The sequence below is a fragment of the Variovorax sp. KBS0712 genome, from assembly GCF_006323185.2.
Taxonomy (GTDB): Bacteria; Pseudomonadota; Gammaproteobacteria; order Burkholderiales; family Burkholderiaceae_C; genus Variovorax; species Variovorax boronicumulans.
In genome coordinates this window covers 493,004-515,293 of sequence record NZ_VCCD02000002.1, presented here as the reverse complement: position 1 = coordinate 515,293, position 22,290 = coordinate 493,004, and the positions used below count along the sequence as shown (strand labels likewise).

Sequence of the window (22,290 nt, the reverse complement as noted above, 5' to 3'; positions counted from 1 at the left end):
CGACGATCAAGCCGACGCTGACGAACACTTCTTTCGGTTGCGAACGGCAGAGCGCCGAGCCTCGTGATCTTCTGCCACCATGTAGCATTCCTGTCGATGCGGAATGCAAGGCTTCACGCAACAGGCCCACTGGGGCACTTCACGGCTTCATCGAGTCTTGATATTGCGTGGTGAGGAACAGGCTGTCGATCCAGTTTGAGGTCAGCATGATCAGGATCTTTAAGTCGCCGATGTCCTTGTCCGCCCACTTGCGCAGGTAGTGCGCCTCATCGTTGCCCAGCCACACGGCACGCTGGGCACTGATCTTGACGTTCGGGTCGGTCACGAACTCCTTGATGCATGCTCCCAGCGGCATGGCCTTGATCTTGTCGGTATCGACGGGATGCTGGTCGATGCAGTGGTCTTTGATCAGGTACTCGACCGCCTTGCGATAGCCAAGCCCGCAGATCTGGGTGAGACCGTAGGCCTCTGCTGCCTCGGCTTGGGCATAGGTCTCAGCGAACAGAGGTGATAGCTTCACGACCGACGGCGGAAACTCCTTGCGCTCGATCATCACTGGTGTGGTGGACCTGAGCTCGAAGTCGTCTTTGCGAACAGACAGCGAGCCCAGCACTTGGACGCTCTTCTCTTTGAGGTCGAAGGTGGCCAGGAAGAAATGCCCGCAGTCGGGGTTCGGACAGACGTAGATGCTTTCCAAGCCGCTTACCTTCCAATCCGAGGAAACCGGCTGCCACGTCACCTCCTGTGCTTGTACAAGGCGACGGCAGTGTGGGCAGATGCTCGGCTCCTTGGAGCGCGTCACACGTTGGCCGCCGACATCGAGGAAGTGAAAGGGTTTGGTGTCCATGCCAGATTCTAGAAGTCAGCTTTCCGAGAACAGCCAAAGCAGGGGAAAGGCTCCGGAACCCGCATGCAGCTCTAGGTTCTAGAGCTTCTTTGAATGTTTAGAAGAGACCGCATCGACTACTTCACCGTTGGTCGATGGCTCACTCCCATCACGGCTTACCACCACATTTCCCCCTTCTGTAGACACTCCGACGAAGGCCACACTGCGCGGCCCTTTTTCTTTTGCACTTGCGAGGGCGCTAGCGAGGCCCACGGCCGCCGCCGATTTCACCTACGGCAAACACAGGATTCCTTCAGGTTGCAATGCAACATCGAAGGCAGAATGCACCATTTGAGTGCAAATGTAACGAGCCGGGTGATCCCTGCGCACGCCGCACTGCGATTCCCGATGGCCATGACCCCGCTTTTCAAGCTCCTGCTTCCAATGTCCCTGCTCGCGCTCGCTGCATGCGGCGCCAAGCAGGCTTCCACCACCGACGACGCTCCGCCCGAAGTCGGCGTGGTGGCGCTGCACGCCAGCGACGTGGCCGTGCACACCGAGCTCGCGGGCCGCACGGCCGCTTACCGCGTCTCCGAGGTGCGTCCTCAAGTCAACGGCATCGTGCGCAAGCGGCTGTTCGAAGAAGGCGGCATGGTCCGCGCGGGCCAGGTGCTGTACGAGATCGAGCCCGGCCCGTTCGAGGCCGCGCACGAGCAGGCGCAGGCCACGCTGGCCACGTCGCAGGCCACCATCGCCAGCCTGCGCGGCAAGGCCGATCGCTTCGGTGAACTGGTCAAGGCCAATGCCGTGAGCCGGCAGGAACACGAAGAGGCGCAGGCCGCGCTGGTGCAGGCGCAAGCCGGCGTGAAGGCCGCGCAGGCGGCCGTGAAGGCGGCGCGCATCAACCTCGACTTCACGCGCATCACCGCACCCATCGCGGGACGCATCGGCCGTTCCGCCGTGACCGAAGGCGCGCTCGTGGTGCCGGGCCAGGCGATGGCTTTGGCCACGATCCAGCGGCTCGATCCGATCTATGTCGACGTGGTGCAGTCGAGCCTGGCGTTGACGAAGCTCAAGCGCCGCTTCATCTCGGGCGACATGGCGCCGGCCAGCACCCAGGTCAGCCTGCGCATGGAAGACGGCTTGCCGTACCCGCACGCCGGCACGCTGAAGTTCTCCGAAGTGAGCGTCGATGCGGCCACCGGCTCGGTCACGTTGCGCGCGGAGTTTCCGAACCCGCAAGGGCTGCTGCTGCCCGGCATGTATGTGCGCGCGCAGGTCGAGTCCGGCGTGGAGCGCCAGGCCATCCTGGCGCCGCAGCGCGGCGTGGCCCGCAACGAGAAGGGCGAGCCGACCGCGCTGGTGGTGGGGGCCGACAACAAGGTCGAGCTGCGCGCGCTCCAAGTGCGCAGCACCGAGGGCGAGCACTGGGTCGTGACCCGGGGCCTGCGCGAGGGCGACCGCCTGGTGGTCGACGGCCTGCAGCGCGCGCGCCCCGGCGAAAAAGTGAAGCCGGTGCCGGTGTCCACGGCGGGCGCATCGTCCGCCGCCGCGCCTTCCCCGGCCGATTGACGAGAAACCGCAACCTCCCGTGATCGCTCATTTTTTCATCCAGCGGCCCGTCTTCGCCTGGGTCATTGCCATCCTCATCATGCTGGCCGGCGGCGTGGCCATTCGCACGCTGCCGGTGTCGCAGTACCCCGACATCGCGCCGCCGACCGTGGTCGTGTCGGCCAACTACCCCGGCGCCTCGGCGCAGGCGGTGGAAAACAGCGTCACGCAGGTGCTCGAGCAGCAGCTCAAGGGCATCGACGGCCTGATGTACTTCAAGTCGACCAGCAGCGCCGCGGGCTGGGCCGAGATCAACGTCACGTTCCGCCAGGGCATCGACCCCGACACCGCGCAGGTGCAGGTGCAGAACAAGGTCAGCCAGGCCACCAGCCGGCTGCCGCAGGCGGTGCAGCAGCAGGGCGTGACGGTCGCCAAGTCGCAGAACAACTTCCTGCTGATCGTGGCGCTCTACGACGAGACCGGCCAGCGCACCGACACCGACATCGCCGACTGGATGGCCAGCAACCTGCGCGACCCGATCAGCCGCGTCGACGGCGTGGGCTCGGTGCAGGCTTTCGGCGCGGCGTACGCCATGCGCATCTGGCTCGACCCGCACCGGCTGGCCAGCTACCAGCTGATGCCGTCCGACGTCACGGCCGCCATCACCGCGCAGAACACGCAGGTGTCGGTGGGCGAGATCGGCGCGCGGCCGTCCGCGCCGACGCAGCACCTGAACGCCACCGTCACCGCGATGTCGCGGCTGCAGACGCCCGACCAGTTCAAGGCCATCGTGCTCAAGACGCAGGCCGACGGCGCCGTGGTGCGGCTGGGCGACGTGGCGCGCGTGGAGATCGGCAGCGAGTCGTATGCCGAGACCACGCGCCTGAACGGTCACCCGGCCGCGGGCTCGGCCGTGATGCTGGCGCCCGGCGCCAACGCGCTGACCACCGCCCGCGCGGTGAAGGCGCGCATCGCCGAGCTCGAACGCTCGCTGCCCGCGGGCCTGCGCGTGGCCTACGCGGAAGACACGACGCGCTTCGTCAAGATCTCGATCCAGTCGGTCATCCGCACGCTGCTGGAGGCCATCGCGCTGGTGGTGGTCGTGATGTTCCTCTTCCTGCAGAACTGGCGCGCCACGGTGATCCCCGCGATCACCGTGCCGGTGGTGCTGCTGGGCACCTTCGGCGTGCTGGCGGCCTTTGGCTATTCGATCAACGTGCTCACGCTGTTCGGCATGGTGCTGGCCATCGGCCTGCTGGTGGACGACGCGATCGTGGTGGTGGAGAACGTCGAGCGCGTCATGCACGAAGAGGGGCTCGATGCGAAGGCCGCCACGATCAAGTCGATGAAGGAGATCACCGGCGCGCTGGTCGGCATCGCGGTGGTGGTGTCGGCGGTGTTCCTGCCCATGGCCTTCTTCGGCGGCTCGGTGGGCGTGATCTACCGGCAGTTCTCGGTGACCATCATCGCGTCGATGGTGCTGTCGGTGGTGGTGGCCATCGTGCTCATCCCGGCGCTGTGCGCGCGCTTCCTGAAGGCCGGCGTGCCGCCGCGCACGCGCGGCTTCCTGGGCGCCTTCAACCGCCGCTTCGACGCCGCGCAAGGCCGCTACGTGGGCGTGCTGGGCCGCATCCTGCGCAAGCCGCTGCGCTTCACGGCGGTGTACGTCGCCATCGTGGCCGGCATGGGCCTGCTGTACCTGAGCCTGCCCGGCGGCTTCCTGCCGGAAGAGGACCAGGGCAGCGTGATGGTGATCGCGACGCTGCCGGCCGGCGCCACCTCGGGCCGCACCGACGAAGTGAACCGCGCCATCGAAAAGCATTTTCTCGAGACCGAGAAGGACACGACCGACACCATCTTCACGCTCACCGGCTGGAGCTACAGCGGCTCGGGGCAGAACATGGGCATGGCGTTTGTCTCGCTGAAGGACTGGTCCGAGCGCGCCAGCGCCGACAAGCGCGCGCACGCCATCGTCGAGCGTGCCGGCAAGGCGCTGGCCAAGCAGCAGCGCGACGCCGAGGTCTTCGGCATGGTGCCGCCGCCCATCGAAGGGCTGGGCGAATCGAACGGCTTCGAGTTCTGGCTGCAGGACACCTCGGGCATGGGCGCCGAGCGGCTGTTGCAGGCGCGCGAAAAGCTGGTGCGCGAGGCCAACAAGGACCCGCGCCTGCAGTCGGTGCGCGCCAACAGCGTGGCCGGCACGCCGCAGCTGCAGGTCGACATCGACCAGCTGAAGGCCTCGGCGCTGCGGCTGTCGCTGGACGACGTGAACACCACGCTGGGCATTGCCTGGGGCGGCAGCTACGTCAACGACTTCATCGACCGCGGCCGCGTGAAGCGCGTGTACGTGCAGGCCGATGCGCCGTACCGCTCCGCGCCGGACGACATCGGCCAGTGGTTCGTGCGCGGCAGTACGGGGGCGATGACGCCGTTCTCGGCTTTTGCCACCACGCGCTGGTCGCAGGGCGCGTCGCAGCTGGAGCGCTACAACGGCCTGCCCGCGGTGCAGATCCAGGGCGCGGCCGCGCAGGGCACCAGCTCGGGCACGGCCATGGCGGCCATCGAGACCCTCGCGAAGAAGCAGAGCGGCACGGGCCAGGCCTGGAGCGGCCTGTCGTACCAGGAGCGGCTGTCGGGTGGGCAGGCGCCGCTGCTGTTCGCGCTGTCGATCCTCGTGGTGTTCCTGTGCCTGGCGGCGCTGTACGAGAGCTGGTCGGTGCCGGTGTCGGTGATGCTGGTGATTCCGCTGGGCGTGCTCGGCGCGGTGATCGCGGCGGCGCTGCGCGGGTTGTCGAACGACATCTACTTCCAGGTGGGGCTGCTCGCGACCATCGGGCTGTCGGCCAAGAACGCGATCCTGATCATCGAGTTCGCGGAGGCCGCGCTGCGCCGTGGCGTGCCGCTGCTCGAAGCGGTGGCCGAAGGCGCGCGCCTGCGGCTGCGGCCGATCCTGATGACCTCGCTGGCCTTTCTGGCGGGCGTGATCCCGCTGGCGGTGGCCACCGGCGCGGGCTCGGGCAGCCAGGTCGCGATCGGCACCGGGGTGTTCGGCGGCGTGCTTGCGGCGACGGCACTGGGCATCTTTTTCGTGCCGCTGTTCTACCTGCTGGTGAAGCGCGTGGCCGCAAGGTTGATGGGGCGCAAGGCGCAGGAGGGCGGCGAACAGGTGGCCTGAGGCCGTCGCATCACAAGGCCGTGAAGCTTTTTTGAAGGCCTCGCCGGAACAGCGCTTTCGGCGGGGTAGAATTCAAGGCTGCGCGGCTGTAGCTCAGTTGGATAGAGTACTTGGCTACGAACCAAGGGGTCGTGGGTTCAATTCCTGCCAGCCGCACCATCTCTCGAATAGCCTGGAAGAGTTTCTCTTCCAGGCTATTTTCGTTTGGGCCCTTGCAAAGAGGGTTTCGCTGTCGCATTCGCTGCGCGGCAGGCGCCCACAAAAAAGCCGCCCGAGGGCGGCTTTTTGACGTCGATACGGACAGCTGCCAGGCCGGGCCTGTGCAGCGTCGCACCATGCGTCTTACTTCTTCTTGGCGACGGCCTTCTTGGCGGGAGCCTTGGCGACGACTGCCTTCGTGACAGCAGCCTTCTTGGGAGCGGCGGCCTTCTTGGCAGCAGGTGCAGCAGCAGCCTTTTCAGCCTTGCGCTTGGCGGCCTTGGGGTCGATGGCGGCCTTGAAAGCAGCGCCGGCGACGAACTTCGGCACCTTGGTGGCTGCGATCTTGATCTTGGTGCCGGCCTGGGGGTTGAAGCCCGAGCGTGCGGCGCGTGCGACTTGCTTGAAAGTACCGAAGCCGACCAGCTGGACCGAATCGCCCTTCTTCACGGCAGCGACGACGCTGCTGGTGATCGTTTCGAGGACGCGTGCGGCCTCGGCCTTGCTCAGGTTGTGGGTGGTGGCGATCTTCTCGACCAGTTCGATGCGGTTCATTCAGTATTCCTTGGATGGTATGGCGCCGTGTTGCCTACGGCGGCCCAGGCTTATTCCGGGCGGGGCGGAGTGTACCGGGTCGGAAGGGCCTCTTTGGAACGGCACGGGCCGGATGCGTTGCAACGAGCCCCATTGCGGGCTGGTGTCGTCCGTATTTTCAGCTTTCGATCACAAAGGTTGGGACGGGCGAAAAAACACGCTATAATCGAAAGCTGTGCGGCTGTAGCTCAGTTGGATAGAGTACTTGGCTACGAACCAAGGGGTCGTGGGTTCAATTCCTGCCAGCCGCACCACTCTTCAAGGGTTAGCTCGTTTTTCGAGCTAACCTTTTTCTTTGGCCGGTCATTGCGCCGTGCCCGCATCAAGGGCGCGCCGGTCGCGCGTCTTTCCAGAGGCCAGCCCGCTTGGCCTTCGCTTCTTCCTCCGCGAATTCGTACTGCCCGCGCTCCTGGGGTGACAGGCGCTGCGCCTGCGCGGGCTGCCAGCGTGCCAATCCGACGGTCAGCAATGCCAAGCATGCGTCGAGCGTCCTCGGGCCATTGGGTGCCGAGTCCGGCGTCACCATGACACGGCAGATGCGTTCGCGAGCGTGGGATGTGGAAGCGTCGCAGTCGACGTCCGCTGGCTTCAGGCGAACCATGTCGTGCATCTTCTGCCGGGCCTGCTCGGCGAAGGGCTGCCCCGGCTTTGGCGCCTCGATGCCCTGCAGGCGCACGCGGCGCCACGCACTGGCGCTGGCCGCGTCGCCGCAGCGGGCGGTGAGGGTGTCGCCGCTGTGGATGCTCACGACGAAGCAGGTCTGCGTCCTGGCGTGGGTGTCGCAGGGAAGAAAGCCCAGGACGGCAGCAAGGACCGCGAGAGCGTACAAATGAAGCCCCGCCGAGGCATGGCGACGGCATGGGAAATGTCCGGTGGCGATCACGGGGGCTCCTGTCTCCTGGGCATTGCGGTTGCGGCAAACTCACCGGCTTGGACGGCGCGGCAAGGGCGCCCAGTATTTCCGATTTGAAGGGCTCTGCATTGAACAAGGCATTCACCAAGGAGTCGGACGCCGATGCGGACGACGACGATGACGGCGCAGGCGGCGCCGCACCCGCGCTGCCGGCGGGCAGCAAGAACTACATCACGCCCGAGGGCTACGCGCGCCTGCGCGACGAGCTGCTGCAGCTGATGGACGAGGAGCGCCCCAAGGTCGTCGAGGCCGTGCACTGGGCCGCGAAGAACGGCGACCGCTCCGAGAACGGCGACTACCTCTACGGCAAGAAGCGCCTGCGCGAGATCGACCGGCGCATCCGCTTCCTCGGCAAGCGGCTCGAGATCGCGGAGATCACCGACCCGTCGGTGCACCACGGGCGCGACCAGGTCTTCTTCGGCGCCACCGTCCGCTATGTCGACGAGACCGACGAGGAGCGCAGCGTCACGATCCTCGGCATCGACGAGGCCGAGAGCGCCAAGTCGGAGGTCAGCTGGATCTCGCCGATCGCGCGTGCGCTGCTCAAGGCGCGCGAAGGCGACGTGGTGAAGCTCGTGACGCCCGGCGGGGCGCACGAGGTGGAGATCTTGTCGGTGAGCTATCCGGCGCCGCGCACGCCGGCGAACTAACGCGCGAACTCAGGGCGCCGGAATCGTCCGCGCTGCGGTCAGCACCGACGCGGTCCGGCGCGCGGCGCGCAGCACGGCGTCGAGGTGTGTGCGGTCGCGCACCGCGATCACGAAGCGCAGGTCGGTCGAGTCCTGCGGGGTCTCGTCGGCCATTTCCACGTGCGTGATGTCGGCCTCGGCGTCGGCCAGGGTGGCCGCCACGCGGGCGAGCACGCCCTTGTCGTTGCGCACGGTGATGACCACGCCGGTCTCGAAGGCACGCGTGGGCTCGTCGGCCCATTCGACTGCGAAGAAGCGCTCGCTGTCCTTGTTGCGCAGGCGCTGGCCCACGCCGCAGTCGTCGGTGTGCACCACCAGCCCTTCGCCGTGCCCGAGATAGCCGACGATCTGGTCACCGGGAATGGGCCGGCAGCACTGCGCAAAGCGCACGGAAGAGTTCTCGCTGCCGTCGAGCGTCACCGCGCCTTGCGACACGGCCTCGTGCGACGTGAAGCGCTCGCGGCTCAGGAGGAGGGCGTCGGGGCGCTCGCCGATCTCGGCCAGCAGCGCCATGAGCCGCTTGGCGACGATGCTCGCGATGCGCTTGCCCAAGCCGATGTCAGTCAGCAGCTCGGCGCGGGTGCGGTTGCCGGTGAAGCGCAGCAGCTTCTCCCACAGCGCCTGGTGTTCGTCGTCTTCCTCGGGCAGCTTGCCCAGGCCTTCGGCGCGCAGCGCCTGCGCCAGCAGCTTCTCGCCCAGGCCTTCGGACTCGGCATGCGCCAGCGTCTTCAGGTAGTGGCGGATCTTGGAGCGTGCCCGGCCGGTGCGCACGAAGCCCAGCCAGGCGGGGTTGGGCGTGGACACCGGCGCGGTGATCACTTCGACCACGTCGCCGTTCTTCAGCTCGGTACGCAGCGGCACCTGGTCGCCGTTGATGCGCGCGGCCGAGGTGTGGTCGCCGATGTTGCTGTGGATGGCATACGCGAAGTCGACCACCGTGGCGCCGCGCGGCAGCGCCATGATCTGGCTCTTGGGCGTGAAGACGTAGACGGCGTCGGGAAACAGGTCGACCTTGACGTGGTCCCAGAACTCGGCGGCGTCGCGGGTCTCGTCCTGGATGTCGAGCAGCGACTGCAGCCACTTGGTGCCCAGCCGGTCGTTGCTCGCGGCATTGGGCTCGGCGGCCTTGTAGAGCCAGTGCGCGGCGACGCCCGATTCGGCCACGACATGCATGGCCTCGGTGCGCAGCTGGAACTCCACGCTCACGCCGGCAGGGCCCACCAGCGTGGTGTGCAGCGACTGGTAGCCGTTGAGCTTGGCGATCGCGATGTGGTCCTTGAACTTGCCGGGCAGCGGCTTGTACATCTGGTGCAGGATGCCCAGGCCGGTGTAGCAGGCGATCACGTTCGGCACGATGAGCCGGAAGCCATAGATGTCGGTGACCTGCGCGAAGCTCAGGTGTTTTTCTTCCATCTTGCGGTAGATGGAATAGAGCGTTTTCTCGCGGCCCGCGATGCGCAGCGTCATGCCGGCGGCGGAGAAGGCCGTCTCGACCTCTTTCTGCACCTTCTGGATCAGGTCGCGTCGTCGCCCGCGCGCCTTGGCGACGGCCTTGGCCAGCGTGGCGTAGCGCCAGGGCTTGAGGTGCCGGAACGACAGGTCCTGCAGCTCGCGGTAGGTCTGGTTCAGGCCCAGCCGGTGCGCGATGGGGGCGTAGATCTCGAGCGTTTCACGCGAGATGCGGGCCCACTTCTCGCGCGGCGCATCGGCCAGCGTGCGCATGTTGTGCGTGCGGTCGGCCAGCTTGACCAGGATGACGCGCACGTCGCGCGCCATGGCCAGCAGCATCTTGCGGAAGGACTCGGCCTGGTTCTCTTCGCGCGTGTTGAACTGCAGCTTGTCGAGCTTGGTGAGCCCGTCGACCAGCTCGGCAACCGGGGCGCCGAAGCGCTCGATGAGTTCCGGCTTGGTGACCCCGCAGTCCTCGATGGCATCGTGCAGCAGCGCGGCCATGAGCGCCTGGGCGTCGAGCTTCCATTCGGCGCACTGCGCCGCCACGGCGATGGGGTGGGTGATGTACGGCTCGCCGCTGTTGCGCAACTGCCCGAGGTGGGCCTCGTCGGCGAAGCGGTAGGCCCGGCGAACCAGCTCGGTGTCTTCGGGGCTGAGGTAGTCGAGGCGGGCCGTCAGCGCGGCAAAACTCGCGGCGGCCGCGTTCAGCGCCGCCGGACTCGGTTTCGGCGTGGGGGACGGAGGTTTGGCGACCGCGCTCATGGCTACCACTTTAGCGTGACCGCTCTGTGGACGCGTCCAGACGTAAAAAAAGCACCGCAATGCGGTGCCTTTTCGTTGCGGGGCTGCGTCAGATCAGCCCGGCACTTTCTTGAGCATCTCGATGCCGATCTTGCCTTCGGCGATTTCGCGCAGGGCCGTGACGGCGGGCTTGTTCTTGCTCTCGATCTTGGGTGCGTGGCCTTGGCTCAGCATGCGCGCACGGTATGTGGCGGCGAGAACGAGCTGGAAACGGTTCGGGATCTGAACGAGACAATCTTCGACGGTGATGCGGGCCATGATGAATTCTTTCGGTCGGTGAGCGGGGATTTCAAGGGATGTTCAGTGCGGCGAACGTATCGGCACGGGCTCTGCGCTGTGCGGAATACCGGAGCCGCTGCGCGTGGACGATCGCCTTGAGATCGAAAAGTGCGCGCTCAAATAACTCGTTGATTATAACGAAATCGAATTTTCCGGCCTGGGCCATCTCTTCGGCCGCATTCTTCAGGCGCAATTCGATCACCGCCGCGCTGTCCTCGCCGCGCCGCTCGAGGCGGGAGCGCAACTCTTCCCAGCTGGGCGGGAGGATGAAGATCATGACCGCGTTCGCAAAGGTCTTGCGGATCTGCAGCGCGCCCTGGAAGTCGATTTCGAGGATCACGTCGGTGCCCAGGGCCACCCGCTCCTCGACCGCCTTCTTCGACGTGCCGTAGCGGTGCCCGTGCACATGGGCCCATTCGACGAAGCCGTCGGCCGCGATGAGGGCGTCGAACTCGCTCGGGGAGGCGAAAAAGTACTCCCGACCGTGCTTTTCCTGTCCGCGCGGGGGGCGCGTGGTGTGGGAGACCGAGGGCTGAACGGCCGAGTCGAGCTCCATGAGCGCCTTGACCAGGCTCGATTTGCCGGCGCCGCTGGGCGCGGCGACCACGAAGATATTGCCGGGGTAGTCCATGGGAAGGCTCGTCGTCATTCGATGTTCTGCACCTGCTCGCGCATCTGCTCGATGAGGACCTTCATGTCCACGCCGATGCGCGTGAGTTCCAGGGCCGCCGACTTGGAGCCCAGGGTGTTGGCTTCGCGGTGCAGTTCCTGGATCAGGAAATCCAGCCGCTTGCCGATCTCGCCGCCCTTCTTGAGCAGCCGCTCGATCTCGTCGAGGTGCGAATTCAGCCGCGTGAGCTCTTCCGCCACGTCGATGCGGATCGCAAAAGCGGTCGCTTCGGTCAGGGCGCGGTCCTGGGCGGCTTCGGGCAGCGTGCCGCCCGTGCCGGCGGTCAGGCCCATGGCCTCCTGCCAGCGCTCCAGGAAGCGGTTGCGCTGCTGTTCGACCAGCTGCGGCACCAGCGGGCCGGCCTGCTGCACCAGGGTGCGCAGCTGGGCCAGGTGGGCCTCGAGCATCTTGGCCAGCCGGGCGCCTTCGCGCTGGCGGGCCGACATCAGGGCCTCCAGGGCCTTGCCTGCCACGTCGAGCAGGTCGGGGCCCCAGTCGCCGCGGGTGGCGCCGTCGCTGCCGGCCAGGCGCAGCACGTCGGCCACGCTGAGCTCGCGGGCGCCGGGCAGCCAGGCACGGATGCCGTCCTGCACGCCGTTCAGCCGCTGAAGCAGCTTGACGGAGGGCTCGACCACGCCCGCCTGGGACGTGTTCTCGATGGCCGCGCGCACCTCGACCTTGCCGCGCTTGAGCTTGGCCGTGAGCAGCTCGCGCAGCGCGGTCTCATGCTGGCGCAGCTCCTCGGGGAGCTTGAAGGTGAGGTCGAGAAAGCGGCTGTTGACCGAGCGGATTTCGACCCCGAGCCGGCCCGCGGCGGAGGGCCGTGCATCGGCTTCGGAGTGGCTGCCTGCGGGGCCGTTCTGGCCGCTGGCGTAGCCGGTCATGCTGTAAACTGGCATTGCGCCTCACTGTGGTTTTGCTTGCAAGCACCGAGGCGTCGGTACAGCGTTCGCTTGCCGCACCATCGCCTTCGGGCGAAACTCCCGGATTATGTCAAAGGTCAAGCCTACGCCCCTGTTGCCCGATACGGTCATTGGCGGATATCGCGTCGTTCGCCGGCTTTCCGCGGGCGGTTTCGGCGTGGTCTACCTCGCGATCGACCCGAACGGCCAGCAGGTCGCCGTCAAGGAATACCTGCCTTCGTCGCTCGCCACGCGGGGCCCCGGCGAGCTGGCGCCGCAGGTGCCGCCCGAGAAGCTGTCGCTGTACCGCCTGGGGCTCAAGAGCTTCTTCGAAGAAGGCCGCTCGCTCGCGCAAATTTCGCATGCGTCGGTGGTCAGCGTGCTCAATTTCTTCCGCGAAAACGAGACCGTCTACATGGTCATGAACTACCTGGAGGGCGCGACCCTGCAGGATTTCGTGGTCACGGCGCGCGACCTGAAGCGGCAGAAGGTGTTCCGCGAATCGACCATCCGTTCGCTGTTCGACGAAATCCTGCGCGGCCTGCGCATCGTCCACCAGTACAAGATGCTGCACCTGGACATCAAGCCCGCCAACATCTTCGTCACCGACGACGACCGCGCCGTGCTGATCGACTTCGGCGCCGCGCGCGAAGTGCTCAGCAAAGAGGGCATCTTCATCCGCCCCATGTACACGCCCGGCTTCGCCGCGCCCGAGATGTACCGACGCGATTCGTCGATGGGCCCCTGGACCGACATCTACGCCATCGGCGCCTGCATCTACGCCTGCATGCAGGGCTATCCGCCCAACGACGCGCCCCGGCGCATCGAGAAAGACCGCCTGAGCCTGTCGCTCTCGCGCCTGCGCGGCGTGTACTCCGACAACCTCATCGAGGTGGTCGAGTGGTGCATGTCGCTCGACCCGCTCTCGCGCCCGCAGTCGGTGTTTGCGCTGCAAAAGGAACTCAGCCGCGAAGGCGAGCGCCGCTACACCAAGCTCACGGTCGGCGAAAAGGTGCGCCTGTCGATCGACAACATCCGCTCCTTCGACAAGAAGAGCCTGCCGCGCGCTGCCGCGCCCACCACCCGACCGGCCTGAGCGACATGAAGTTCTCCGTGTTCCAGGTCAGCCGCAAGGGTGGCCGTCTCAAGAACGAAGACCGCATGGGCTACTGCTACACGCGGGAGTCGGGCCTGTTCGTGCTCGCCGACGGCATGGGCGGCCATCCTGAAGGCGAGGTGGCGGCCCAGCTGGCGCTGCAGACCATCGCCGCGCTGTACCAGCGCGAGGCCCGCCCCACCGTGAAGGATGTGAAGGCCTTCCTGGCCGAATCGGCCATGTCGGCGCACCAGCAGATCATGCGGTACGCGAGCCACAAGGCGATGCTCGACACGCCCCGCACCACCGTCGTCGCGGCCGTGCTGCAGAACGCCACCGCCACCTGGCTGCATTGCGGCGACTCGCGCCTGTACGTCGTGCGCGACGGTCGCCTGCTGACCCGCACGCGCGACCACTCGCATGCCGAGCGCCCCAAGCCCCACGGTGCCACCGACGCGCCGGTCAACCGCAACCTGCTGCTGACCTGCCTCGGCTCGCCGACCACGCCGCTGTTCGACGTGTCGGCGCCGCTGCCGCTGCAGCGCGGCGACCGCCTCATGCTGTGCTCCGACGGCGTCTGGGGCGTGCTCGACGACGCCGTCATCGTGCACACTCTGTCGTCCGGCAAGCCCGTGTCCGATGCCGCGCCCGACCTCGCCGAGATGGCGCTGCGCAAGGGCGGCGCCCACAGCGACAACGTGACGCTGATCGCGCTCGAGTGGGAAATGCCCGAGACGCCCGGCGACGACCGGGGCGTGTCCACCGAAACCATCGACGACGGCGTGTTCGCCTCGACCATCCAGGCCGGCATGCCGTCCGACAGCGAGATCGACGACCTCGATGAAGACGCCATCGAGCGTTCCATCGCCGAGATCAACGAAGCCATCCGCCGCTCCGCTGCACGCAAAACCTGAGCGCGCAGTCTCCCTTTTCTTCTTTCGGTTTTCTTCTTCAAAAAATGACTGCTTTCACACGAAGCGGCGGCCGCGCCGCCGACCAGCTGCGCCCCGTGCGCATCACCCGCGGCTTCACCATCCACGCCGAGGGCTCCGTGCTCATCGAGTTCGGCCAGACCCGCGTGCTATGCACCGCCTCGGTCGAAGAAAAAGTGCCGCCGCACAAGAAGGGCAGCGGCGAAGGCTGGGTCACGGCCGAATACGGCATGCTGCCGCGCGCCACCCACACCCGCAGCAGCCGTGAGGCCGCCAAGGGCAAGCAGACCGGCCGCACGCAGGAAATCCAGCGCCTCATCGGCCGCTCGATGCGCGCCGTGTTCGACCTCGCCGCTCTGGGCGAACGCACCATCCACCTCGACTGCGACGTGCTGCAGGCCGACGGCGGCACGCGCACCGCGGCCATCACCGGCGCCTTCGTGGCCGCACAGGACGCCGTCGACAAGCTGCTGGCCTCCGGCGCGCTCAAGACCTCGCCCATCAAGGGCCAGGTGGCCGCCATCTCGGTGGGCATCGTCGACGGCACGCCGCTGCTCGACCTTGAGTACACCGAAGACTCGGCCTGCGACACCGACATGAACGTCGTCATGACTGGCGCCGGCCACTTCGTCGAAGTGCAGGGCACGGCCGAAGGCGTGGCCTTCACGCGCGAAGAAATGAACCTCCTGCTCGGCCTGGCCGAGAAGGGCATCGGCGAGCTCGTGAGCCTGCAGCAGCAGGCCCTGCTTTCGAACTGACCGAACGACGACCACAACCAATAGCCACTGGCGCCCATTCGCTGGGCATCACAGCCATCTTTGACTTTCCATGAAACTGGTTCTGGCTTCCAACAACGCGGGCAAGCTCGCCGAACTCCAGCAGCTGTTTGCCGAGCTGTCCGTCACCCTGGTGCCGCAGTCGGCACTCGGCGTGGGCGAGGCTGAAGAACCCTTCCGCACCTTCGTCGAGAACGCGCTGACCAAGGCGCGCCACGCCAGCGCCGCCACCGGCCTGCCGGCCATTGCCGACGACGCCGGCCTGTGCGTCGACGCCTTCGGCGGCCTGCCGGGCGTCGACACCGCCTACTACGCCACGCAGTTCGGCTACGCCAAGGGCGACGCCAACAACGTGAAGGCGCTGCTCGAACAGCTCGACGGCGTGGTCAACCGCCGCGCCGCCCTCGTCAGCACGCTGGTCGCGCTGCGCCGCCACGACGACCCCGAGCCGCTCATTGCCGTCGGCCGCGTGGTCGGCGAGATCGCGCCCGCGCCCATCGGCGACAACGGCTTCGGCTTCGACCCCATCATGTACCTGCCGACCTTCGGCAAGACCTTCGCCCAGCTGCCGCCCGACGTGAAGAACGCCAACAGCCACCGCGGCCGCGCCGCGCAGGCCATGCTCGCCCTGATGCGCGAGCGCTGGTTCTGACCCATGGCCACCGTCTTCCCGATCCAGCCCGCCCAAGCCGGCGGCGCCCCCCAGGCCAATGACGTGCTGCACTGGATGCGCCCCGGCCCGCTGCAACTCGCCGCGCTGCCGCCGCTGTCGCTGTACATCCACCTGCCGTGGTGCCTGCGCAAGTGCCCTTACTGCGACTTCAACTCGCACGAGTGGCGCGCCACCAGCGAGGCTGACATCGACGGCCTTCCCGAAGCCGCCTACATCGACGCGCTGATCGCCGACCTCGACGCCGCGCTGCCGTTGATCTGGGGCCGCACCGTCCACACCATCTTCATCGGCGGCGGCACGCCCAGCCTGTTCTCGCCGCAAGCCATCGACCGGTTGCTGGGCGACGTGCGCGCTCGCCTGAAGCTCGCGCCCGAGTGCGAGATCACGCTCGAGGCCAACCCCGGCACCTTCGAGCGCAACCGCTTCCGCGCCTACCGCGCGGCCGGCGTCACGCGCCTGTCGGTGGGCGTGCAGAGCTTCAACGACGAGCACCTGACGGCGCTGAGCCGCGTGCACGATCGTGCCCAGGCCATCGCCGCGGTGGAAGAGGCCGCGAGCGCCTTCGATACCTTCAACCTCGACCTGATGTACGCCCTGCCGGGCCAGACCATGAAAGGCCTCGACGCCGACCTGACCCAGGCGTTGGACCTCGCGCCGCCGCACATCTCGATCTATCACCTCACCATCGAGCCCAACACCTGGTTCGCCAAGTTCCCGCCCACGCTGCCTGAGGACGACATCGCCTACGCCATGCTCGACCGCATCACCGAGCGCACGGGCGCGAGCGGCATGTCGCGCTACGAGGTTTCGGCCTATGCGCGCGACGGGCACCAGTGCGCGCACAACCTCAACTACTGGCAGTTCGGCGACTACCTCGGCATTGGCGCCGGCGCGCACAGCAAGCTGAGCTTCGCGCACCGCATCGTGCGGCAGGTGCGTTATCGCGAACCGCGCCTGTACATGGAGAACGCGCGCGCCGGCATGGCCGTGTCGCAGAGCGACGACGTGGCGCTGGCCGACCTGCCGTTCGAGTTCATGCTCAACGCGCTGCGGCTGAAGCAGGGCTTCACGCTGCCCCAGTTCAGCGAACGCACGGGCCTGGCGATGACGTCGATCCAGCGCGGCCTGGAGGAGGCTGAGCGCAAGGGGCTCGTCGCACGCGACCTGTTCCGCGTGTGGCCCACCGAGCGCGGACTCGACTTCCTGAGCGACCTGCAGACGCTGTTCCTGCCCGATGACGAGTAAGGCTGCGCCGTCGGCATAAAATCGACGGTTCCGGAGAGTTGGGTGAGTGGTTTAAACCAGCAGTCTTGAAAACTGCCGACGTGAAAGCGTCCGTGAGTTCGAATCTCACACTCTCCGCCAAAATCAGTCTGAGCAAGTTTCAAGAAGTCCCGCGTAGTCCATACGACGGGACTTTTTCATTGGGCAATGCGTCCTTTTGAGTCCGGCGCGATCTGCAGCGACTGCGCGACATTTTCCCGAGCTTGTTCGTGCAAGGCGGCTACCGGGCCGAGGACTACGTGCGCAATCCGCGCGGGTTGACCATGCTGCGCTACAAGGGCTTCCACGGCCGCGACCTCATTCAGCTCACTTGGGAAGATGCCTACATCGCAGTGGGCAAGGCACTGGGCCGTGACTACCGTGCCAATCCCTCGCTGTTGCTGCAGCCGCAGGATGCGGCGATGTCTGCGTGCTGGTTCTTCGTCGAGTACAAGGGTTGTCTGTCGGCGGCGCAGCGTGGCGATGTTCACGAGGTCACGCGACTGGTGAACGGGCCGATGCGTCTCAAGCTGGCTGAGCGCAAGGCGGCGACGGATCGCGCTTTGAAGGTGCTGAGCAAATGAGCCTGATGCAAACCTTGTTGGTTGCGCTCGGCCTGAGTGTGGCGGGCAAAGCTGCACTCGGCTGGGCATGGGTGGGCGCGCGCGAGAAGTCGGCGACGACGCTCGTTGAGCGCGACAACGCTCGGGTCGCGGCCGCGGCCTCGGCCTCGGCCTGCAGCGATGCAACTGAAGACCTTCGCGACCTGGCTGACGAGCGAGGTGCTGAGGCGAAGAGGGCGCAGGCCGTGGCACGTGCCGCGGCGACTGGGCGGCAGCAAGCCGCGAACGCCATCCTGGGCGCGCCGTCGGCCGTGCCCGGCAACGCCTGTGCGAGCGCGCAGGTTCGCGTCGATGGGTGGTTGAGGGGGAGGGCGCAGCCATGAAGCGATGTGCGCTCTTGGAGGCTGCTGTGGCCCTTGCTGGCCCACTCGCCGCGTGCGGCATGGCCCCGATCCAAATGGTGAAGGTATCGATTCCGGTTGAGTGCCGCGTGGGCGTTCCTGCGCGCCCGGCCATGCCGACCGAGATGCTGTCGCTTGGCGTGGATCTCGACCGATTCAGCGCCGCGGCGATGGCTGAGATTGAGCTGCGCGAGGGCTACGAGGGCGAGTTGCGTGCAGCGCTGGCCGAGTGCGTGAAGCCGTTGCGGGTGGAGCGATTGCCCGCTGGGGGGTGACGCGGCGGCAGGTCCGTCGATGGTCGTTGTGCCGACATGGCTCTAGAATTTCGACTGCTCGGGCCTGCGCCCGACCGTGCGTTTCTTCGACGCACCCGCCGATTGCTCTTTGCGCGGCGCCCGCTCTGACAGCTACTGCATCGGGGACTTCCAAGTACAACCTTAGGAGTTCCCAAATGGGGCAAAGCCATCTCCAGTCTTTGAGGTCCGCTGCTTGTCGAAAGCAGCGAGGCCTTTGCTTCTACTGTTTGCAGCCCATGCGTGGCGATGTCACTGCGGAGCATCTGCAAGCTCGACGCGACGGTGGCAAGGACACGCGCGAGAACATCGTCGCTGCCCATCGCCTATGCAATTCGCGACGGCACCAGCTATTTCCGGTTGAGCCTCCTGGGCCGATGACGTATGCGAATCTCATCAGTCTAGCCGAAGTAGCTGGATTCGACCTTCAGGACTTCGCTCAGGCGGCGCGCTCGCGTAGGATTTCGACCGGACCGACGCCGTTGTAGGTCTTCAAGTCCGTGACTGCCCGGCGTGACCTTGTAGTCGCCAAACCCGTGCCCGGTACTGGATTTATTTAGTTTCATAAGGCTAAAAATGACCATGCAGGACTTCTCACTGCGCGCTTCAAATCTAAACTGCATTGGAATTGAGCCGCAGGGATTTGACGAAATACGGGCTATTAATGTTATTGTGGGGCGCAATAATTCCGGAAAATCTTCTTTAATTAACTTGGTTCAATTGGCTATCAAAGGGGATGCGACTGTATCTCCTTCGCATTTCCATGCGGGGCAGGCGCCCACTTTGTTCCTGCAGAGCACAGTGACTGAAGAAGATATCGAACAATGCTACCCCGGAAACACATCGAATGGTGTGGTTGGCAACTACAGAAGCTTTGGAAATAGGTTCGTCGGCGCAAGAATCACATGTTCGCTCACCGGGAAAGGGGTAAAAGACTTTGTCTCTCTTTCATATCCAAGCGGTCTTAACGCAACGGAAGATGCGCGAGGTCTTCCTGACAACATTCGCCACGTCGCGGGTTTGCCAAAACGAAATTTGTTGTTTGGAAAAGAATTTAGAAGGTTGGCGGCCGAACGCAATATTTTGCCCGAACTGGATTCGGTTGCAATCGAAATTGGGAACGACGGGCAAGGCGCGACAAATGTCATCCAGAAATTCTTAAACAAGGCGTCGCTACCCCGTGATCTGGTTCGGAAAACTCTGCTGGATGCGTTGAATATTGTATTTAATCCTGACACGATGTTTGAAGAGATATTGTGCAGGCAATTGGCGGATGATCGATGGGAGATATTTTTAAAAGAAAAAGAAAAAGGTCTAATTCCTCTTTCCCAATCAGGCAGCGGCCTTAAGACGGTGATACTTGCATTATCGTTGATTCATCTTGAACCTTTTTTGGCAAAAAAGCCGCTCAGCCAATTTGCAATTGCCTTCGAAGAGTTGGAGAACAACCTGCATCCAGCTCTTCAGAGAAGGCTGATTAGTTACTTGGCGCAGCAGGCAGTGAACGAGAGCTTTCATATCTTTCTTACAACTCATTCAAGTGTTTCAATTGACATCTTGAATCGCAACAAAGACGCGCAAATTGTTCATGTGACTCATGATGGAACGAAGGCAACAAGTAGAGTTGTGCGCGCTTCGGTCGAAAATTACGGAGTTCTAGATGATCTGGATGTGCGTGCGAGTGATTTACTTCAAGCGAACGGTGTGATCTGGCTCGAAGGACCCTCAGACCGGGTTCTTGTTAATAAATGGATCTCTCTTTGGAGCGCAGGAACACTGATTGAAGGTCATCACTATCAATGTATTTTTTATGGCGGTAGGTTGTTGTCTCATCTTTCGGCAGATACCGAAAACAATGCTCAAGATGGAGTTTCGATTCTGCGCGTAAATCGGAATGCGGCATTAATTATGGATAGCGACCGTCGAGCTACCGAAGACGGAATTAATTCCACCAAGCAAAGGATGATCTCGGAGATTGAACGAATAGGCGGCATCGCCTGGGTTACTTCAGGTCGGGAAATAGAGAACCATGTGCCTGCAATAGTTTTTAAAAAGTGGCTTGCTAAACACGGAAGTGAGAAGGTTCCGGGGCGCTACGAAAGCGTTTATGATGCATTCGATAAAATAGAAAAAGGTCTTGGCAAAAGATACGTGCGCCAAAAGCCGCTGCTTGCAGAAGAATTTGGAGCATTGACCACGCGCGCGGACATTGTGGGGACTCCTGACCTCGCCGACGAGGTGGGCCGCCTGTGCGCACAAATTAGGCTTTGGAATCGATTGCCTGAGCCGACGCCGGTTTGATACTGACGCCGGAATTCGGCGACGCAGTCTCCTGTCGAACGAGACATTGGAAATGGTATCTGATGCCTAAGTGGTTGATTCAAAATAGGTTTTTGCTCTCACACTCTCCGTCATCAGCCTGTTGTTCATGCGGGCTCGCGATCAGGGGCAAGCCATTTGCCCCCTCACGCAATTACCTCCCCGACCCATACCGCCGCACCAGAATCCGCGTCCCACTCGCCGCCTCAAACTGCTGCCAAGCCAGCACCGCATTCCCCACTTCATTCATCGCCAGATCCGGCGAAGTCGCAATCTCGTCCGTGCCCTCCTGAGCCACAGGCGTCCCCCAGCCATCCGCCAGCGTGTGCCGGGCCGCATAAAGATCGCTGGTCCCCACCCCATTGCCCTGCGCCCACGCCACCAGCGCGTTGGTCGCATCGTCGACACCCACAGCAGGCAAGCTCGCCAACGCCTGCGGAGCCGCCGCCCGCACCACACGGTCCGCGCCGAACGCGGCCCCCGATGCCGCCGTCGCCGCCATGAGCGCGTTGTCCAGCCGCCCCCAGCTCACGACCGCCGAACCCGCCGCATTCATGCGCAGCACGGGCGTGCTCAACAGCGCCTGCGTGGCGACGAACGGTGCGCCCACCCGCGCGGTGCCGTTCTGCCATACACCCGCCGAGAAGCGCTTGAACCACACGGCGCTCTCCCACTGGTTGCTGCCGCCGGGCAGATCGGCCTGGCCCCAGGCGAGCAGGGCGTTGCCGGCGGCGTCGATCGCCAGGTCGTGGGCACCGATCGAGTGGCCGGTGCCGGTGTCGGGCACGAGTTCGGTGGCCGTGGTCCAGGTGCCGCTTGCGTTGGCGCGGTTGGTCCAGAGCGAGGCGCTGCTGCCGTCAGAGCGCTTCCACACGGCGACCGATTCGCCCGACCCCGCGACCACGACGGCCGGGTCGCCGTCGACGCTGCCCACGACCTCGTTGGTCTCGATGAGCGCGGCGGTGCCCCAGCCGCCGGCCGGGGTGAAGCGGTTGGCGTAGATGCTGAAGCGCGTGCTCGGGCCGATCTGCGACCACACGGCGACGGCGTTGCCGTTGGCGTCGATGCCCACGCTGGCGTTGCCGACGATGCCGGTGCCGGTCTCCAGCAGCGCGGGGCTGCCCCAGCCGCCCGCGGGGTCGACGGGCAGTGCCCACAGGTCGTAGCCGGTCACGGAGCTCAGCTGGGTCCACAGCACGACGGCGCGGCCGCTGGGCTTGTCGATGGCGATGCGGATGTCGCGCACGCCGCCGGTGTTGGCTTCGAGGCGCTGCGGCGCGGTCCAGCCGCTGCCGGGCAGGTAGCGGCTGCCCCACAGGCGGTCCACCTGGGGGTTGCCTTCGATCTGGCGCCACACGACCAGCGCGCGCCCTTGCGCGTCGATCGCGGTCTTCGGCAGGCTGGCGCCGCCGGCCGACAGCGCCGACGCATCGCCCCAGCCGATCACCGGCGGTGCGGCGACGAAGGTGGCCGTCACGTCGAGCGCGGCATCCATCCGCACGGTGCAGGTGCTGGCGTTGCCGCTGCATGCACCGCCCCAGTTGCCGAGCACCTGTCCCGCGGCCGGTGTGGCTGCGAGGACGACCTCGATGCCCGCGTTGAAATCCGCACCGCAGCGATCGGTGCAGTCGATGCCCGCGGGCTGCGAGCCGACGCGGCCGTTGCCGGTGATGCCGACCTCCAGGCGATGGGTCACTGCCACCGGTGGGGGCGCGGGCGGGAAGATGCCCAGGGGCGGCAACGCACCGCCGCCCGATCCGCCGCCACCACCGCCACAGGCCGCCAGCAGGGCCAGCGCGCCTGTCCACACCATCCACCGTCCGTAGCTGCTCGTCTTCGTCATGTCCGTGTTCCTCCTCGTCCGCTGGCGCCGGGGCCCGGCGCCTTCTGTGCTTGCTTGTTCGTTCAAGAGGGGCGGATCGTA

Annotated in this window: 21 protein-coding genes and 3 tRNA genes; 16 read left to right on the top strand and 8 right to left on the bottom strand. The window is 65.4% G+C overall.

What is annotated here, in order from left to right; genetic code table 11:
• Window positions 1-139: 139 nt before the first annotated feature.
• Window positions 140-847, bottom strand: a complete 708-nt coding sequence (locus FFI97_RS19280; protein ID WP_139702654.1) for a DUF4145 domain-containing protein — start codon at window positions 845-847, stop codon at window positions 140-142.
• A 423-nt stretch (window positions 848-1,270) separates the two neighbouring features.
• Between FFI97_RS19280 and FFI97_RS19275 the strand changes: the two genes are divergently transcribed.
• From FFI97_RS19275 to FFI97_RS19265, 3 genes are all read left to right on the top strand, one after another.
• Window positions 1,271-2,398, top strand: coding sequence for an efflux RND transporter periplasmic adaptor subunit (locus tag FFI97_RS19275; RefSeq protein WP_260685054.1), 1,128 nt, complete (start codon window positions 1,271-1,273; stop codon window positions 2,396-2,398).
• A 19-nt stretch (window positions 2,399-2,417) separates the two neighbouring features.
• Window positions 2,418-5,552 (top strand): efflux RND transporter permease subunit, encoded by a 3,135-nt coding sequence (locus FFI97_RS19270; protein WP_139702656.1) that lies wholly within the window; start codon window positions 2,418-2,420, stop codon window positions 5,550-5,552.
• A gap of 82 nt (window positions 5,553-5,634) precedes the next feature.
• Window positions 5,635-5,711: transfer RNA gene (locus FFI97_RS19265), tRNA-Arg, on the top strand.
• A 183-nt stretch (window positions 5,712-5,894) separates the two neighbouring features.
• On the opposite strand, the gene FFI97_RS19260 is transcribed toward FFI97_RS19265, so the two are convergent.
• A complete protein-coding gene (locus FFI97_RS19260; protein ID WP_070062003.1) occupies window positions 5,895-6,305 on the bottom strand; it encodes an HU family DNA-binding protein in 411 nt (136 codons plus the stop codon).
• Window positions 6,306-6,521: 216 nt separating this feature from the next.
• Here FFI97_RS19260 and FFI97_RS19255 point away from each other — a divergent pair.
• A tRNA-Arg gene (locus FFI97_RS19255) sits at window positions 6,522-6,598 on the top strand.
• 68 nt (window positions 6,599-6,666) lie between these two features.
• Here FFI97_RS19255 and FFI97_RS19250 read toward each other — a convergent pair.
• Window positions 6,667-7,227 (bottom strand): thermonuclease family protein, encoded by a 561-nt coding sequence (locus FFI97_RS19250; RefSeq protein WP_260685053.1) that lies wholly within the window; start codon window positions 7,225-7,227, stop codon window positions 6,667-6,669.
• A 98-nt stretch (window positions 7,228-7,325) separates the two neighbouring features.
• Between FFI97_RS19250 and greB the strand changes: the two genes are divergently transcribed.
• Window positions 7,326-7,907 (top strand): transcription elongation factor GreB, encoded by a 582-nt coding sequence (greB, locus tag FFI97_RS19245; RefSeq protein ID WP_139702657.1) that lies wholly within the window; start codon window positions 7,326-7,328, stop codon window positions 7,905-7,907.
• 9 nt (window positions 7,908-7,916) lie between these two features.
• Here the strand turns inward: greB and FFI97_RS19240 are convergent, their stop codons facing one another.
• The 4 genes from FFI97_RS19240 to FFI97_RS19225 all read right to left on the bottom strand — a co-directional run bounded on the left by FFI97_RS19240 (window position 7,917) and on the right by FFI97_RS19225 (window position 12,047).
• Window positions 7,917-10,160 (bottom strand): RelA/SpoT family protein, encoded by a 2,244-nt coding sequence (locus FFI97_RS19240; protein ID WP_095746649.1) that lies wholly within the window; start codon window positions 10,158-10,160, stop codon window positions 7,917-7,919.
• A gap of 93 nt (window positions 10,161-10,253) precedes the next feature.
• On the bottom strand, window positions 10,254-10,457 hold the full coding sequence (gene rpoZ / locus FFI97_RS19235) for a DNA-directed RNA polymerase subunit omega (RefSeq protein WP_013543330.1): 204 nt from the start codon (window positions 10,455-10,457) through the stop codon (window positions 10,254-10,256).
• Window positions 10,458-10,488: 31 nt separating this feature from the next.
• The gene (gene gmk, locus FFI97_RS19230; RefSeq protein ID WP_062476362.1) at window positions 10,489-11,109 is read right to left on the bottom strand and encodes a guanylate kinase; all 621 of its coding nucleotides are present in this window, start codon (window positions 11,107-11,109) and stop codon (window positions 10,489-10,491) included.
• A 14-nt stretch (window positions 11,110-11,123) separates the two neighbouring features.
• Window positions 11,124-12,047, bottom strand: a complete 924-nt coding sequence (locus FFI97_RS19225) for a YicC/YloC family endoribonuclease (RefSeq protein WP_139702658.1) — start codon at window positions 12,045-12,047, stop codon at window positions 11,124-11,126.
• 91 nt (window positions 12,048-12,138) lie between these two features.
• Between FFI97_RS19225 and FFI97_RS19220 the strand changes: the two genes are divergently transcribed.
• The 11 genes from FFI97_RS19220 (at window position 12,139) to FFI97_RS19170 (ending at window position 20,348) form a co-directional block, all read left to right on the top strand.
• A complete protein-coding gene (locus FFI97_RS19220; RefSeq protein WP_056573330.1) occupies window positions 12,139-13,146 on the top strand; it encodes a serine/threonine protein kinase in 1,008 nt (335 codons plus the stop codon).
• A 5-nt stretch (window positions 13,147-13,151) separates the two neighbouring features.
• Window positions 13,152-14,060: a PP2C family protein-serine/threonine phosphatase gene (locus FFI97_RS19215; RefSeq protein WP_062476311.1), complete on the top strand. Its 909-nt coding sequence runs from the start codon at window positions 13,152-13,154 to the stop codon at window positions 14,058-14,060.
• A 44-nt stretch (window positions 14,061-14,104) separates the two neighbouring features.
• Window positions 14,105-14,836: a ribonuclease PH gene (gene rph / locus FFI97_RS19210; protein WP_095948810.1), complete on the top strand. Its 732-nt coding sequence runs from the start codon at window positions 14,105-14,107 to the stop codon at window positions 14,834-14,836.
• A gap of 70 nt (window positions 14,837-14,906) precedes the next feature.
• Window positions 14,907-15,506 (top strand): non-canonical purine NTP pyrophosphatase, encoded by a 600-nt coding sequence (locus FFI97_RS19205; protein ID WP_139702659.1) that lies wholly within the window; start codon window positions 14,907-14,909, stop codon window positions 15,504-15,506.
• A gap of 3 nt (window positions 15,507-15,509) precedes the next feature.
• On the top strand, window positions 15,510-16,772 hold the full coding sequence (hemW, locus tag FFI97_RS19200; RefSeq protein ID WP_139702660.1) for a radical SAM family heme chaperone HemW: 1,263 nt from the start codon (window positions 15,510-15,512) through the stop codon (window positions 16,770-16,772).
• Between the two features lie 32 nt (window positions 16,773-16,804).
• Window positions 16,805-16,892 (top strand) — tRNA-Ser (locus FFI97_RS19195).
• Between the two features lie 128 nt (window positions 16,893-17,020).
• The gene (locus FFI97_RS19190) at window positions 17,021-17,374 is read left to right on the top strand and encodes a hypothetical protein (RefSeq protein ID WP_260685148.1); all 354 of its coding nucleotides are present in this window, start codon (window positions 17,021-17,023) and stop codon (window positions 17,372-17,374) included.
• Window positions 17,371-17,736 (top strand): hypothetical protein, encoded by a 366-nt coding sequence (locus tag FFI97_RS19185; protein WP_139702662.1) that lies wholly within the window; start codon window positions 17,371-17,373, stop codon window positions 17,734-17,736. The genes FFI97_RS19190 and FFI97_RS19185 overlap by 4 nt, the downstream gene beginning before the upstream one ends.
• Window positions 17,737-17,795: 59 nt before the next feature.
• Window positions 17,796-18,029 (top strand): hypothetical protein, encoded by a 234-nt coding sequence (locus FFI97_RS19180; protein WP_313906285.1) that lies wholly within the window; start codon window positions 17,796-17,798, stop codon window positions 18,027-18,029.
• 176 nt (window positions 18,030-18,205) lie between these two features.
• Window positions 18,206-18,535, top strand: a complete 330-nt coding sequence (locus tag FFI97_RS19175) for an HNH endonuclease (RefSeq protein ID WP_139702664.1) — start codon at window positions 18,206-18,208, stop codon at window positions 18,533-18,535.
• A gap of 88 nt (window positions 18,536-18,623) precedes the next feature.
• Window positions 18,624-20,348: an ATP-dependent nuclease gene (locus FFI97_RS19170; protein WP_139702665.1), complete on the top strand. Its 1,725-nt coding sequence runs from the start codon at window positions 18,624-18,626 to the stop codon at window positions 20,346-20,348.
• A gap of 172 nt (window positions 20,349-20,520) precedes the next feature.
• Here FFI97_RS19170 and FFI97_RS19165 read toward each other — a convergent pair whose 3' ends face one another.
• Window positions 20,521-22,209: an InlB B-repeat-containing protein gene (locus FFI97_RS19165; RefSeq protein ID WP_139702666.1), complete on the bottom strand. Its 1,689-nt coding sequence runs from the start codon at window positions 22,207-22,209 to the stop codon at window positions 20,521-20,523.
• Between the last annotated feature and the right edge of the window lie 81 nt (window positions 22,210-22,290).

Excerpts from the sequence above, each read along its gene's own strand:
- FFI97_RS19260 (WP_070062003.1), bottom strand. The coding sequence starts at position 6,305 with ATGAACCGCATCGAACTGGTCGAGAAGATCGCCACCACCCACAACCTG.
- rph (WP_095948810.1), top strand. The coding sequence starts at position 14,105 with ATGACTGCTTTCACACGAAGCGGCGGCCGCGCCGCCGACCAGCTGCGC.
- FFI97_RS19165 (WP_139702666.1), bottom strand. The coding sequence starts at position 22,209 with ATGACGAAGACGAGCAGCTACGGACGGTGGATGGTGTGGACAGGCGCG.
- FFI97_RS19215 (WP_062476311.1), top strand. The coding sequence starts at position 13,152 with ATGAAGTTCTCCGTGTTCCAGGTCAGCCGCAAGGGTGGCCGTCTCAAG.
- FFI97_RS19275 (WP_260685054.1), top strand. The coding sequence starts at position 1,271 with ATGTCCCTGCTCGCGCTCGCTGCATGCGGCGCCAAGCAGGCTTCCACC.
- FFI97_RS19170 (WP_139702665.1), top strand. The coding sequence starts at position 18,624 with ATGACCATGCAGGACTTCTCACTGCGCGCTTCAAATCTAAACTGCATT.
- FFI97_RS19240 (WP_095746649.1), bottom strand. The coding sequence starts at position 10,160 with ATGAGCGCGGTCGCCAAACCTCCGTCCCCCACGCCGAAACCGAGTCCG.
- FFI97_RS19175 (WP_139702664.1), top strand. The coding sequence starts at position 18,206 with ATGGGGCAAAGCCATCTCCAGTCTTTGAGGTCCGCTGCTTGTCGAAAG.
- rpoZ (WP_013543330.1), bottom strand. The coding sequence starts at position 10,457 with ATGGCCCGCATCACCGTCGAAGATTGTCTCGTTCAGATCCCGAACCGT.
- FFI97_RS19205 (WP_139702659.1), top strand. The coding sequence starts at position 14,907 with ATGAAACTGGTTCTGGCTTCCAACAACGCGGGCAAGCTCGCCGAACTC.
- FFI97_RS19280 (WP_139702654.1), bottom strand. The coding sequence starts at position 847 with ATGGACACCAAACCCTTTCACTTCCTCGATGTCGGCGGCCAACGTGTG.
- hemW (WP_139702660.1), top strand. The coding sequence starts at position 15,510 with ATGGCCACCGTCTTCCCGATCCAGCCCGCCCAAGCCGGCGGCGCCCCC.
- FFI97_RS19225 (WP_139702658.1), bottom strand. The coding sequence starts at position 12,047 with ATGCCAGTTTACAGCATGACCGGCTACGCCAGCGGCCAGAACGGCCCC.
- gmk (WP_062476362.1), bottom strand. The coding sequence starts at position 11,109 with ATGGACTACCCCGGCAATATCTTCGTGGTCGCCGCGCCCAGCGGCGCC.
- FFI97_RS19220 (WP_056573330.1), top strand. The coding sequence starts at position 12,139 with ATGTCAAAGGTCAAGCCTACGCCCCTGTTGCCCGATACGGTCATTGGC.
- FFI97_RS19185 (WP_139702662.1), top strand. The coding sequence starts at position 17,371 with ATGAGCCTGATGCAAACCTTGTTGGTTGCGCTCGGCCTGAGTGTGGCG.
- FFI97_RS19180 (WP_313906285.1), top strand. The coding sequence starts at position 17,796 with ATGGCCCCGATCCAAATGGTGAAGGTATCGATTCCGGTTGAGTGCCGC.